Here is a 12,839-nt window from a genome sequence, read left to right on the forward strand (position 1 = left end):
CATTTGCTTCAGTAAATTGAGATTACGTTCGGATCGAATGGTTTCCACTCGAAGTCCAGATATGACAGCTTTTTCGTTACATTTTTATCATAACGCTTCGAGAATGGAACAACTTCTTCAATAACAAGCTTAGGATGGACCTCAATAATATTTCCACTAGGATATAGGTACTTAGCATAGGATGAAGTATAGCGATACAGATTCGCCAATCCTGCTTGCTGAATAGCCGACATATTTTTTGATATTTCCTCTGAGAGCTCTCCATTCTTATGGAGGTTCAGATAGGACTCACTAACCTCGTCGCTATGAAAGACATGCTGTATAATACCCTGCGGAATGCGTGCCATTCTGTTAAAGGGAGAAAAAAAGTTGGACTGGTTTCCATACACAAGCGGTGTTGTAATGTCGATCCATTCTGACGTAATTACATCCTCAGAATTGGAGGACTTCATTTTTACTTGCATATATAGGATTTGATTTTCTTTAATTGGAGTCGGGGCAAATAAATGCCAGTCTTGAGCGAATAAGAGGGATGAGTGCAATTGCAGAACTGGTTGCAGCCGTCTTGAAACAGGATTAAAGGGAACAACATTGAGCATTGTTAAAATAAAATGAATCACTATACCCATTATTAATGCGAAGGCACCAATATATATGATTGGGTGCGGCAAAGAGTCCGTTTTATAAGACTTTTTCATGGTTGATCACGTCCCCGAATAATGAAATACTAAATTCATAGATCCCCTGGTGCGATTGATTACGTACGAAATCCACAACCGCACCAGTTAGATCTATCCTAAATCTGTCGTAACAGATTAATCGAATACAACATCAATTTCAGAGTCTTTCGTTTTATTGCTATAGTTTATGATTCCGAATAATGCATCTGTTGCAGCGTCAGTCACTGCTTGCCGGTCAATTGCGCTTATTTGCTGATAAGCTGTCGTAGCAGACTTGTAACCTGCTGTTGCAGCACTTGTTACGTAGGAAGTTGCTTTCGTTGCAGCACTCGCTACGGCGCTACCTGCTTTAGTTGCTACGTTTGCCACGGCTTTTACTGCCGCGAGCGTTGGAATTCCTCTTGGTGCGACGGCAACCGCCGTATTAATTTGCCGGGTGTCTTTGAGTTTTGGAGGGGTTGCGTTGGCAGAGGCCAACACCGATCCTCCTGATAAAATAGAAAGAGCTAAAACTGCTGATACGACCATTTTCTTATTCACAAACTGTCCTCCCGAGCGATCATAATAATGGAGTCAAATGTGCGCACATCAACTTCGCTTTCCACATTACCTTAAAATGGAATTAGAATCCACTTAAAATTACATAAAATTTTGTATTTTTATATATATTTAGGAATATCTGATCTGCCCTCTCGATCTCTTGCCTCTAAAGTCACATCATCTTATATCCGCAACCAGCATATAAGAACCATATTTATGTGCTAAATGTGCTGACATAATGCAATTTTCCTGATAAACCGATGTTGACACCAAAAAAATAGCTCACTTCGCTTAACAAGACAGCGCAGTGAGCAACCTTTTACGTATCTATTATTTGATCCCGTTACTCCCCTTCCCGCTGCGCAAGACGCTGCTGGGCAAGACGTATCATTTCGCGTACCATGGAGCCGCCGATCGCGCCGCCTACTCGGCCCGCGTCCTCCGTCGACAAGTTGCCGTTGTCGCCTTCCTGCAGCGGGACACCGAGCGACTTCGCGACCTCGTATTTAACATCATCCGGACGGGCCGGATTAACCGCATAGCCTTCCTGCCGCATCACATCCGCCTTGAACATGTTCATACCTTGCCTCGCCTCCGGCACGAGCAGCCGGTTCCGGTTTCTTCTGCTCATCAGTTCCATGACACCTCCTCAAGCATTCGTTACGAGTACGTTGTCCCGTATGCCGAGAATTATGTGTGCGGCTTGTTGCCAATAAGAAAAGAGAGCCCAAGGTGCGCATAACTGCTCACTCCCTGTTCTCTCCCTAGATGATTACTTATCGGTTGGAATATCGCAAGATTCGTCCGTACATACACCAGCCGCTTCGCTGCCTACGTCAACGAGTTTAACCGGGTTCTCGTCATGCCACGCTTGTTCCAGCGCGTTCAAGAACACTTCCGTCGGCTGTGCGCCAGACACCGCGTACTTGCGGTTAATGACGTAGAAAGGTACGCCGCGTACTCCCAGTTGGCTTGCCTCTTGCTCCTCGTCTCGCACGTTGTCTGCGAACCGTCCGCTCGACAGCGCCTCCGCTGCTTCGTCCCGGTCAAGTCCCGCTTCCGCCGCAATGTCCAGCAGCGTCTCCCGGTCGCTCAGATGCTTCCCGTCGGTAAAATAACCTTTGAGCAGCAGCTCCGTCAGCTCGGTCCGCTTGCCGTGATGCGCGCCGAAATGAGACAGACGGTGCGCATCGAATGTATTCGTCAGCTTGATTTGATCGAATTGAAAGTCCAGCCCGGCTTCCGCCGCCGAACGGCCGACATTTTGGTTCATCTCGATCGCTTTGTCGCGCGTCATGCCGTACTTCGAAGACAGCATCTCGTGCACGTCATGCGGATATTCCTTCTGCGCATTCGGGTCCAGCTCGAAGCTCCGGTATTGAATGTCGATATGATCACGGTTCTCGAACTGAGCGACCGCCTCCTCTAGACGGCGTTTGCCGATATAGCAGAACGGGCAAGCAAAATCCGACCACACTTCGATTTGCATAATGTATACACTCCTATCTATGTGACGATCAGGCCATAAGCGGCCCGATATCCTTGTTATTACTGCGGCCAATCACTCAATGATCCTGCATTCAAGAGTAGCACAACGACCGCTAGAATGCACATGACCAAAGCCGGCGCCGACGCCTTGAACGGCTCCTTGGCACGGACGTGGACGAGCACGCCGCCAAGCATCGTCACGCCGAGCAGCAGACCGCCGAGCGCCGCCCAGCTGTCCTTCCAAATGCCGACGATCAACAAGGCCGCCGCAACCAGCTCGACCAGCCCCGTCACGACGCGGAACCATTGCGGCAAGCCCCACTTGTCGAAATTGTCGACATGCATCTTCACACCCGCAATTTTCATTATGCCAGCCATGACGAACATCAATCCGAGCAGTGCTTGAATAATGATCGATACGATATCCATTACCTAATCCCCCTTAAAATAATACTTGTTTTACTGCACTTATAAAAGGCACAGTATTATCTAAAATAAAAGCAGTCTCTTTCGTGACTGCAACCGCTTCAAGCACATTATAGAGGGTGGCACTTACTTTTGGCAAGCGGATATTTTTTCGTAATTATGATGTCGGTTGGGCTGTAAAATCAATCTTCCGCATCACATCGTCCATCGTGAACTGCCGGAGATATTCAATCGTATTGCGCTCCGCCTCGTTCATGATCGACTCCAGCGCCCGGTTCAACTGCTGGACGGCTGCGCCGCAATCGGTTCCTTCGTCCTCGAGCTGTTCCATTCCGCCGCAATCGTTCCTAACCGCCATATACACGTCAGCCAACGTAATATCTTCGCTCTGCTTGCGCAGCCAATAACCGCCGTCGCGCCCTTCCTTCACCTCGACCAGGCCAGCCTGCACCAGATTGACCAGGACGCGGCGAAGGAACGTCGCATGCGAATTGACTTGGCCTGCAATTGCCGCGCTGGACAGCACGCCTCCGCTCTGCGCCAGCCAGGCCAATGCATGAACTGCTATGCCGAACCGGGGAGGCCCCGGTATTCCGCGATTCGCCGTACTCATCCGTTCCACTCCTTCATCCGCACTTCCCGCAGCAGTCCCAACTGGCACTTACTGCAGGCCTTTTGGTTCCATTATATCGCCTGCCGCAGCGGAATAGCTACTTCTTGGCGTCTGCCTGCGATTGCCTGTCGAAATCAAGCACCGCATCCCAGCGCCACTGCTCGTAGTAGTTATCGCCGAGATCAATCCCGCGAATCCATAGACCTGGACGTTCCCCATTGATGCGAGACAATATTACGTCTGCCGTAACACGGTCCGATCCTACCCATGCGAGCCGATCCCGTGACAAGAGCGCCGGAGCATATTCGCCATAAACCGCAGGCTTGGCTGACTTAGCGGCTTCCGTCAACGGACGCTGTTCGCCCGTCGTCAGATCGATGGCATATAAGGCTGCATACGGCCGTTTCTCCGGTTCGTTCTCCCATTCGCTCTCCGCTGCGCGGGAGACAATCATCCGCTCGGATCCGTCCCATGTAAAGCCTTGGTCGACTTTCCCTTGCGGCGTATAGCTCTTCGGCTCGAACGAAGGAGCGGCGATTGTCCGCAGCTGCTTATTGTCGGTTGCCATTCGTCCCCCGCCCCCGATGTAAGCCAGCGTCTCGGCTTCCGGCGCCCATTCGAACCAATCCGGATTGTTGACCATCTCATCCACCTGGCGGAAAACGCGGCCGTCCGAAGATAAGATGCAGAGCGCGTTTCCGTCTGCCGACAACGATGCCGTCGGCGTCGCAAGGAAGGCGATCCACTTGCCGTCCGACGACCACCGGAACGGGCTTGTGCCGACTGCGAACAGTTGGTCCGAAGGCTTCGGCAGCGTATAGACCGTCTCGAACCTGCCCGGATCGCCCGCCGCTGACAGCGGAATGCGAAGCAGCTTGATCTGCGTCCAATTCATAAGGTCGCCGCCTTCGCCGGTCGGCTTCGCCTGCGTCGAGGCGAAGAAGCCGCTGCCGTCCGGCAACCACGAGAAGTTGCTGATCTCCTTCGCGGCCGAATGAGGCTTATCCGGGATTGAGCCTCGACCCAGCTTAACTGCCCGTCGTGAACAAAAGCGAGTTGGCTGGCAGCAGGCGACCACTCGAAATAGCCGTCAGCCAGACCGACTACGCGGTCGTTACGGCCGTCTGCTTCGATAATATGCAACTCGCGGCTATTATTTAGTTCTTTCGTATATGCAATAGAATGGTCGTCGGAAGACCATTTGGGATACCGGATTCGAATATTTGACTGCTGCGCTTCCGTCAACCGCTGTTCCGCCGAGCCGTTCTTGATCCACAATGCATTGCCGCGAACGAATACAGCCCGCAGGCCGTCCGCTGTGGTCTCTGACGAAGCGTCTTGCGGCTTCGCCGCCTCTGCTTCTAATTCTGCTTGGCCATTGGCAGATGCCGGCTTGGACGGTTCACCGCTTGTCGTAGAGCCTCGTGCAGCGTCCGCCGCGAACCACACGCATACCGCCAGTATTAGAAACAAGGCGGACAAACCCAATTTTGTTCTCATACTCGTTCTCTCCTTCTCTCAGTACCATCCCATTCTAATCTTCGCCTATACAGTGTCAGCCTTTTAGGTTGGAAATATGAACGTCTATTACCAGACGACTAGCTTCGACAGTTGGTTGCAACATCTGCAAACAATTGTCATGTTATTCCAAGTGTGATAGAGTATAGTCAGCAGGCTGTTTGAATTGAGTTACTTGAATCAAATATGGAGAGAAGGCTGTTTTCAGTGGAGGATACACCCAACGCCAGACAAACTAGCAACCCGCTCAAGGTAAAGGTTCCGGCTCAGGAAGGACAAGTATCGATGTCGTTCACGCGGGGCGGCGCACGCATGGGGGCGGGAAGAAAACCCGTCGGCGAGACGAGGAAAGTGTCAATCACCCTAACGCCTGAATTGTGGCAGGAGATCGACCGGCAATGCGAACAACAAGGCTGCTCCCGGTCCGAATGGCTAAGAGGAATGATAGAGGACGCTGTAGCCGCCTCTTCGAATGAGTTTACGGCGCCGCATCCGATACCTTCGCCACAGCAGCAGAAACAGCAACCGCCGGCTGCAGGACAGCGGTTCGGACAACAGCAGCAGCAGCAATAATAGCAAAAGCAGCGGCAGTAGCAATAACAGCAGTAGCAGCAATAGCAGCAATAGCAGCAGTAGAGACACTAGCATTCAATAGCGACAGCGGCAGTAGCATTTGTGCTGCTGCCCGGAGCCTATGGCCTTACTGTTTCAGCAGCAGGAATACTGGCCCTCTCAGCCGCTTTGCAAGGAAGTAGACTAATAGAGAAAAGTGGTGATCGAATCATGCTTGTTCGGCTAAACCAGTCCGCGCTCTGGCCTGCACTTCTTCATATCGGACGCGCCATTGCGGCGAAGCCTGTCATTCCGCTGCTGTCCGGCATCCATGTGCAGGCTGATAGCGATGGCCTGACGCTTACCGCATCCAACCACTCCATGATGCTGCGCTGCCGGCTCGATGGGGAACGAGCCGCAATCCTGCGCAGCGGCAGCATCGTCATTCCGGCCCGCTACTGGATGGAGATTGTCCGGCACACCGCCGCTAGCGATACCATCACGCTGGAAGTGTTAGAAGGCTGGCGGCTGCGAATGAGTGCCGGGAGAGCGGTTTACCATTTGAACGGGATGAATCCGGAAGGGTATCCCGTGATGAGCATGGAGCAATCCGATGAGACGGTCCAGCTCGCGCTGCCGAGCAGCAAGCTGCGGAAGGCCGTTCAACAAGTTGCTTTCGCCGCATCTTGCTCCGAGGCGAGGCCGATTTTAACGGGGGTTCTCTGTCAGCTAACGGGCGGGAAGCTCAGAATGACGTCAACGGACGGCATTCGCCTCGCCTCCCGTACGATTGCGTTGTCGCAGCACGAGGAGAAGGACACGGACAAGGTGTCTTGGCATCAAACACCTCCAACCAGACAGGAACCGAATGTGACGGAAACAACGGATGCAGATAGCACGCTGCCAGCTGGCCAGTCAGCCGCTTCCAGCTCTGATGCCATGGCGCATGTCATTATTCCGGCCAAACATCTGAGCGACTACGCCAAAGCCATGGGCGACGGGCACGGAACGACGGCGATTACGCTCAGCCCGCACCGCGTAATGATGGAGACGAACGGATTCGCTATGCAGTCTGTCGTACTGGAAGGGGTATACCCGCCAATAGACAAAATTGTATCTGCGCCCAACCCGTCACGCTCCATGGCCATGACGGTTATGACCCGCAGGCTGTTGCAGGCCTTGGAACGGACCGCGCTGTTATCAGGCGACGGAAGCGTCGTCCGGCTGCATAGCAGGCCCGATGGAGTGATGGCATTGAACGCCTATCATGCCGAGATCGGCGACGTACAAGAGGAAGTCGACGTCGCATCCTTGCACGGAGAGCCGATCAGCATCAGTTGCAACGCCCGATATATGGCCGATCTTATCGAAGCGGTCGAAAGCGAATACGTCGTGCTGCGGATGTCCGACCGCCAAAGCCCGATAATCGTCTCTCCCGAAGGCAGCGATTCTGCTCTCTATGCGCTCACTCCCATACGGACGCGTGATTAACTCATTCTCATTAAGGTCTGACCAATCACATCTGCGAGTGCAGCTTCGTGCACTCCTCCACCGGAAAACTCCATCCCCGTCGTTGTACAGACTACAATCAACACCCCAATGCCAGGCTTAGTCTCTGCTCCAAGCGAAGCAAATGACCGGCGACCGGCGGGTAATCGCACCAACCGCACTTCCGAACGACGTTATCTGCAACTGCTGCATGCCGGCGCTCACAAATACAGCCAGCCGCGCTCTGCGCGGCTGGCCATAATGCTCCTACTCCTACCTATCCTTGCGGTACTGCTCAGGCGTGGCACCGACCATTCGCTCGAACGCCCGGTAGAACTGGCTCGTGCTCGAGAAGCCGAGCCGGTAGCTGATTTCGGTCACCGTCGCCGCCGTCCGTCTCAGCTGCCGCTTCGCTTCCATAATCCGCAGCAGCAGCACATACTGGTACGGCGACCGGCCCACCGCCGACTTAAACGAGCGGATGAAGTGGTACCGGCTCTGCAGCGCAACCGCCGCCATCGTATCCACGCTCAATTGCTCCGTATAATGCGTGTGAACGTAGTCCAGCGCGCGGGCGATATGCGGATCGGCGCAAACCGGCATGCCCCTCCATACCGCCTCATCGTCCGTTGAGCCCCCGGCTCTGGCTCCGGTTCCTGCGCCAACCGCCGCCCCATTCCGTACAAGCTGTCCCGTTGGTTCAGCCAGCATCCCCTTGAGATCGCTCAGCACTTGCATCTCCGCTTCTTCTGCAGCCAGTGAATCGAACAGATTGAACTCTGCCGCTGCCGACATCCATCTGCGGAAATGGCCGGAAATGACCGACGGCTCGATCCGGCGCCTCATCGCTTCCTCGTCCTGCCGCCCGCCGACAATCGGCTGCAGCTGCTTATCCTTCACGATAACGATGATAACGCCCGACTGCTCGCTCATATGGAAGCTATGGCGGCCGCTCGGATGGAGCAGCATGCCTTCGCCGGGCGATAACGCCACTTGTTTGTTCTCATATGAAAAATGGCACGTTCCGTGCGTCGGTATGGTCAACTGATAGTCCGACTCATGCGAATGCGGAACGTTCTCGAATGTATTGATAATCCGATGCACTTCCAACTGCGGAAGCTTCAACTGTACTTGCATCGCCCTTCACCCCGCTACAGCCAGCTATTGTGAATATTGCTCGCGAACGCCGCAACAATCGCGACGACGCCAGCACACTCTTCCATTAGCATAGGAATAACTCTATCGCTTCTGAAAGGAATGATCGCCATGTCACGCAGCACCTCATTATCCGCAGCTGCGCCGCGCAATGCCGCAATGACGGTTCTGCTCGGCGTTAGCGCGGCCCATCTGCTCAACGATTTGATGCAGTCGGTCGTCCCGGCCGTGTTCCCGCTCTTTCAACAAAATTTGCATCTGAGCTTCGCACAGATCGGCTGGGTTGCTTTTACGCTTAACGCCACCGCATCCGTCCTTCAGCCGCTAATTGGATATTACACCGATCGGCGCCCGATGCCAATCCTTCTGCCAATCGGCATGCTGTTCACGCTGCTCGGCATGATCGGTCTGGCGCTGTCTCCTTCGCTCGCGATGTTGCTGCTGTCGGCTGCGCTGATCGGCGTCGGCTCCTCCGTGCTGCATCCGGAATCGTCCCGCGTCGCCCATCTCGCCTCCAGCGGCTCCAAGGGATTCGCACAATCGATCTTCCAAGTCGGCGGCAACACCGGACAAGCGATCGCTCCGCTGTTGGTCGCCTATATCATCAGCCCGATCGGCCAGCACGGCTTTCTCTGGTTTACACTATTTGCTGTTGCCGGCATCGCACTGCAGTACCGAATCAGCCGCTGGTACCGGGAGAACGTTCGCCCGCGAGGGACAGCGGGGCAGCGCTCCGGCACGGTTGTCCGAGGCCATTCGTTCAGCAAGCCGTACATCGCCTATGTATTGGGCATTCTCATTCTGATGCTCTTCTCGAAATTCGTATACTTGGCCTGCATGAGCGGCTATTATTCGTTCTACTTCATGGACAAATACAACCTGCCGCTCTCGAACGCCCAGCTTTGCCTGTTCGCACTGCAATTCGCTGGCATGGCCGGCACATTCCTCGGCGGACCGCTGTCCGACCGGTTCGGGCGGCAGCGCATCATCTGGTTCTCGATTCTTGGCACAGCACCGTTCTCGCTTCTTCTGCCGTACGCGAGTCCCGTCGGCGCCTTCCTGCTGTGCTTGGCGATCGGATTGATTCTTATGTCCGGCTTCTCCGTCATTATCGTCTATGCGCAGGAGCTGCTGCCTGGCCACGTCGGCACCGTAGCCGGCCTGTTCTTCGGCCTTTCCTTCGGGCTCGGCGGCCTTGGCTCCGTTGTCATCGGCTCCTTGATCGATGCGCACGGCGTCGAATATATGGTGAAACTGTGCGCCTTTTTACCGCTGCTCGGCCTGTTCGCCATTCTATTGCCGAAAGACTCGCGGATTATGGGCACTGCCGACAGCAGCACCACCAAATAGACCAAATAGGCGCTGACTGGCTCTTCGCAGCCGGCAGCGCCTGTGGCGGCGTCAGACGCCCCTACTCTCTCGATAATTAGAGGAATTCACCCATTTTGTTGCGTACAAAAAGACCCGCGAAGAGAGTGCGATAAACTACTCGCACCTGCTTGCGGGTCTTAGCTGTCACGAGATGCTGCCGGCGTCTCTTACTCTGCCGCTTCGGCGCTGCCATCGGTTACAGGCTGGCCGCTGCCAGCTGCAGGCTGATCGCCCTCTACAACAGGTTCTTGATGCGCTTCTACGAATTGGACCGCATTATAGACCATGACAGACGCTTCTTCGCGAGTGACGACTGCTTGCGGCTTGAAGTTTCCTTCCGCATCCAGCGCCGTCAGCTTATACAGCAATGCGCGCTGAACCGTGCCTTGGTACTCCGTCGTCAGATCGGCTTCGTCGGCGATGTTGATGTACATTTTGATCAGCGGATATTGTCCGGTCTTCTCCAGACCTTGAACCAGCCAATGAACGAATTGCTCGCGCTTCAGCGGCTGCTTCGGATCGATATCGGACGGAATGTCGAGACCGTTCGCCTTGGCAATGACGAAGTCGTCCGCGTACCAAGCCGAGTTGCTCACATGCTCGAAGTACCCCTCCGCCGTCGGAGCGGTATTAAAAGAAATGGCCGCAAGACTAAGCTGCATGCTGCGAACGATTAACGTTACGCCCTGTGCAGCGGTCAGCGACTCGCCCGGACGGAACTGTTCGGCTGTCACGCCGTGCACGATGCCATTCGATTGCAGCGTTTCGATCTGGGACTGCGCGGCGCTGCCGCCAATATCGTTGAACAGGCCCGCCGCGAACGCATTGCCCGCAAACGGAACGGCAATAGCCAAGGCCAGAGCGGCCGAAATCATTGTCTTCTTCATGATGCACTCTCCTAATCGTTGTAATAGAAGTTGTGTTGCTATCTACCAAACGTATGGAGTGCGATAAATGTTTCATCATTCCGCACAAGCCCTCGGACTGATTTAGCTGGCCGGCGCTTATGTATCTCTAATTCACCTTCACATCGAAAGGCGCCGCAATCACCTGTCCGTTGTATTGGAATTGCCCCCAAACCCGGTAAGTGCCGGCGGCGGGAAACTCCGTATGAAACATGACGTTCGAGCCCTGTCTCATATCGTCGGCAGCATGGACATGCACATACTGATTCGCCTTCGCATCCAGAATGACGCAGTGCCCCTTCGTCCCCAGATACGGCTCCAGTTGAACACTCTCTCCCGTCGCGGCATCCGAGATATTGTAATCGAGCATAACCATCTGTCCGGCCTTCAACGATTGCGCGTCCGGCATCATCGATAACGTAACCGTCAGCCCGCCGATCGTCTGCCGCAGCGTCCCGCCTAGTGCAAGCTCTGCGGCCGGGGGCTGCTCGCCCGCAACCTTCACCCACTGCTTCACGACGGTAACCGGTTTATCGTCCGGAACGAATTCCTCAATCAGCAGGTAATCGCCGCCGAACGGGAACCGCATCGCGACCTCGAATTGCCCGCTTCCTGCATAATCAGGATGAAGATGCTGAAAGGAGGACAAGTCCCGGCTCACGACGATCAGATGCATCAACTTCGTCATGTCTTCCGTGAATTGCTTCACCGGCATGCTTGCACGGTCCAGCACTTGAAGCATTAATGCGGTATCGGTCCCGCTGGCCAGCGGCCGGTCTTCCGCGATGCTCTTCACTTGTACCTGGTAGCCGTTGTCCGATACATTCGCCATCCCTTGCTGCTGCAGGTAATGAAGCACTCCGCGCGTTGGCGGGTCGATATCCACATTGCCGGCCGTTCCCGAGCAACCCGCCAGCAGAATTAGAAGTGCTGCCGCTGCTGCGGTCAGCCCCCGGAACAAGCTCTGTTTATTATTCATACTCTATCCCTCTATACCGGGCGGAACACGGTGCGCAGGCGGCACCGCCAGCAGACTAAGCCCTAGCGAGGCCAGAGCCGCCTCGACGATCGATCCGGTCCACAACTCGATTTCCCAACCGATGCCGTTCGTTAATCCCAGATATGCATAATAAACTGCCCACAAGACGATCGGCACAAGCAGAGCGAACAACCGGACGGCACCGATTCGGGACGGCTCCGGCCTCAGCCACAGGTAGAGCAGGTCGGCAGCCAAGCCGGCTCCGGCCGCGATCGCTATCGCGGCGGCGAAGACGAAGCCGTCGAGCGCATTCATCATGAGCGCCACGCCGCCGAATAGAATCGTCAGCGCTCCGAACGGCAGCCGCCATCTGCGAAGGAGCAGCAGCACCGGCGCCATTATTTGCACCGTATTGAACAGGATGCCCGTCAGCCCTCTGGCCTCGATCACTTGCGTGATATGGCCGCTGTAGAAAGTGCCCATGTACCAGTCCGTTACAGGCTTGGACGCCAGATTATACCGGAACGTCCAGTTATACATGAGGAAGAAGCTAATGGCGCTCATTACAAGTACAACCGATAGAAGCGGCATGGCGAACGTCCGCCAGCCCGGCGATTCAGGCGAGTCGTTCCACACCGCACGGAACGGACTGGATAGAATCAGAGTGCCGCCGATCAGCAGCGTCAGATGAGGCGGACTAAGGAGCGCTGCCGTATTCTTCTCGATACCGAGCGTAATATGCCACGCCATGTCACACAGACCGCCGATCAGAAACACGCCGACCCCCGCCAATCCAAGCCCGTATCCGTCAGGCACGGATTTCCGCCACGGCAGTCCCGATGCCCGCTTCGTGCGCAGCACTTGCCAACCCATCCATAAGGCGCATGCCAGAAAGCCGGAATACAAGATGGCGTGCCATGGCGTAAAGAACGTCTCGACGACGCCGTGATTATGCGCATAGCCGTCGACGAATATGCCGCCGATCAGCCACGCTCCGAACACGATCGTCATGTAATGCCGAGTGAGCGAAACCGAATGCTTATTAGACTTTGCATCCGCTTGTATGGCCTTAGCTGATGTTGTATTCGTCTGAGCCATTTCGAAATACCTCCTAAGCTGATTTG

Annotated in this window: 15 protein-coding genes; 3 read left to right on the top strand and 12 right to left on the bottom strand. The window is 54.8% G+C overall.

From position 1 onward, the window contains the following. Nucleotides 1–8: 8 nt before the first annotated feature. The 8 genes from PKO01S_RS10480 to PKO01S_RS10515 form a co-directional block, all read right to left on the bottom strand. Nucleotides 9–698 (bottom strand): DUF5819 family protein, encoded by a 690-nt coding sequence (locus PKO01S_RS10480; RefSeq protein ID WP_127531288.1) that lies wholly within the window; start codon nucleotides 696–698, stop codon nucleotides 9–11. 117 nt (nucleotides 699–815) lie between these two features. Beyond that, complete coding sequence (locus PKO01S_RS10485) at nucleotides 816–1,220, bottom strand: hypothetical protein (protein WP_127531289.1); 405 nt, start codon at nucleotides 1,218–1,220, stop codon at nucleotides 816–818. Nucleotides 1,221–1,563: 343 nt separating this feature from the next. After that, entirely contained in the window at nucleotides 1,564–1,851 is a 288-nt protein-coding gene (locus PKO01S_RS10490; protein ID WP_127531290.1) for an alpha/beta-type small acid-soluble spore protein, read from the bottom strand. Between the two features lie 141 nt (nucleotides 1,852–1,992). Further along, a complete protein-coding gene (locus PKO01S_RS10495; RefSeq protein WP_127531291.1) occupies nucleotides 1,993–2,709 on the bottom strand; it encodes a DsbA family oxidoreductase in 717 nt (238 codons plus the stop codon). A gap of 59 nt (nucleotides 2,710–2,768) precedes the next feature. Then, on the bottom strand, nucleotides 2,769–3,137 hold the full coding sequence (locus PKO01S_RS10500; protein WP_127531292.1) for a DoxX family protein: 369 nt from the start codon (nucleotides 3,135–3,137) through the stop codon (nucleotides 2,769–2,771). Between the two features lie 154 nt (nucleotides 3,138–3,291). Continuing rightward, the gene (locus PKO01S_RS10505) at nucleotides 3,292–3,747 is read right to left on the bottom strand and encodes an Rrf2 family transcriptional regulator (protein ID WP_127531293.1); all 456 of its coding nucleotides are present in this window, start codon (nucleotides 3,745–3,747) and stop codon (nucleotides 3,292–3,294) included. A 97-nt stretch (nucleotides 3,748–3,844) separates the two neighbouring features. Further along, a complete protein-coding gene (locus PKO01S_RS10510; RefSeq protein ID WP_164779560.1) occupies nucleotides 3,845–4,708 on the bottom strand; it encodes a TolB-like translocation protein in 864 nt (287 codons plus the stop codon). Beyond that, the gene (locus PKO01S_RS10515) at nucleotides 4,639–5,247 is read right to left on the bottom strand and encodes a hypothetical protein (protein ID WP_127531295.1); all 609 of its coding nucleotides are present in this window, start codon (nucleotides 5,245–5,247) and stop codon (nucleotides 4,639–4,641) included. Before PKO01S_RS10515 ends, PKO01S_RS10510 begins: the two co-directional genes overlap by 70 nt. 225 nt (nucleotides 5,248–5,472) lie before the next feature. Here PKO01S_RS10515 and PKO01S_RS10520 point away from each other — a divergent pair, with 225 nt between their 5' ends. Together PKO01S_RS10520 and PKO01S_RS10530 are read left to right on the top strand one after the other, a co-directional pair. Beyond that, nucleotides 5,473–5,838, top strand: coding sequence for a ribbon-helix-helix domain-containing protein (locus PKO01S_RS10520; RefSeq protein WP_174818563.1), 366 nt, complete (start codon nucleotides 5,473–5,475; stop codon nucleotides 5,836–5,838). 210 nt (nucleotides 5,839–6,048) lie between these two features. Continuing rightward, nucleotides 6,049–7,308, top strand: a complete 1,260-nt coding sequence (locus PKO01S_RS10530; protein ID WP_127531297.1) for a DNA polymerase III subunit beta — start codon at nucleotides 6,049–6,051, stop codon at nucleotides 7,306–7,308. A gap of 270 nt (nucleotides 7,309–7,578) precedes the next feature. On the opposite strand, the gene PKO01S_RS10535 is transcribed toward PKO01S_RS10530, so the two are convergent. Further along, nucleotides 7,579–8,442 (bottom strand): AraC family transcriptional regulator, encoded by an 864-nt coding sequence (locus PKO01S_RS10535; RefSeq protein WP_127531298.1) that lies wholly within the window; start codon nucleotides 8,440–8,442, stop codon nucleotides 7,579–7,581. Between the two features lie 129 nt (nucleotides 8,443–8,571). Between PKO01S_RS10535 and PKO01S_RS10540 the strand changes: the two genes are divergently transcribed. Next, the gene (locus tag PKO01S_RS10540; RefSeq protein ID WP_127531299.1) at nucleotides 8,572–9,810 is read left to right on the top strand and encodes an MFS transporter; all 1,239 of its coding nucleotides are present in this window, start codon (nucleotides 8,572–8,574) and stop codon (nucleotides 9,808–9,810) included. Between the two features lie 188 nt (nucleotides 9,811–9,998). Here the strand turns inward: PKO01S_RS10540 and PKO01S_RS10545 are convergent, their stop codons facing one another. The 3 genes from PKO01S_RS10545 to PKO01S_RS10555 all read right to left on the bottom strand — a co-directional run bounded on the left by PKO01S_RS10545 (nucleotide 9,999) and on the right by PKO01S_RS10555 (nucleotide 12,813). Beyond that, nucleotides 9,999–10,718, bottom strand: a complete 720-nt coding sequence (locus tag PKO01S_RS10545; protein WP_246070526.1) for an S-layer homology domain-containing protein — start codon at nucleotides 10,716–10,718, stop codon at nucleotides 9,999–10,001. A gap of 127 nt (nucleotides 10,719–10,845) precedes the next feature. Continuing rightward, entirely contained in the window at nucleotides 10,846–11,715 is an 870-nt protein-coding gene (locus tag PKO01S_RS10550; RefSeq protein ID WP_127531301.1) for a hypothetical protein, read from the bottom strand. Between the two features lie 3 nt (nucleotides 11,716–11,718). Then, nucleotides 11,719–12,813: a hypothetical protein gene (locus tag PKO01S_RS10555; RefSeq protein ID WP_127531302.1), complete on the bottom strand. Its 1,095-nt coding sequence runs from the start codon at nucleotides 12,811–12,813 to the stop codon at nucleotides 11,719–11,721. Nucleotides 12,814–12,839 lie beyond the last annotated feature (26 nt).

The sequence above is a fragment of the Paenibacillus kobensis NBRC 15729 genome (assembly GCF_004000825.1).
GTDB classification, from domain to species: Bacteria; Bacillota; Bacilli; order Paenibacillales; family Paenibacillaceae; genus Paenibacillus_T; species Paenibacillus_T kobensis.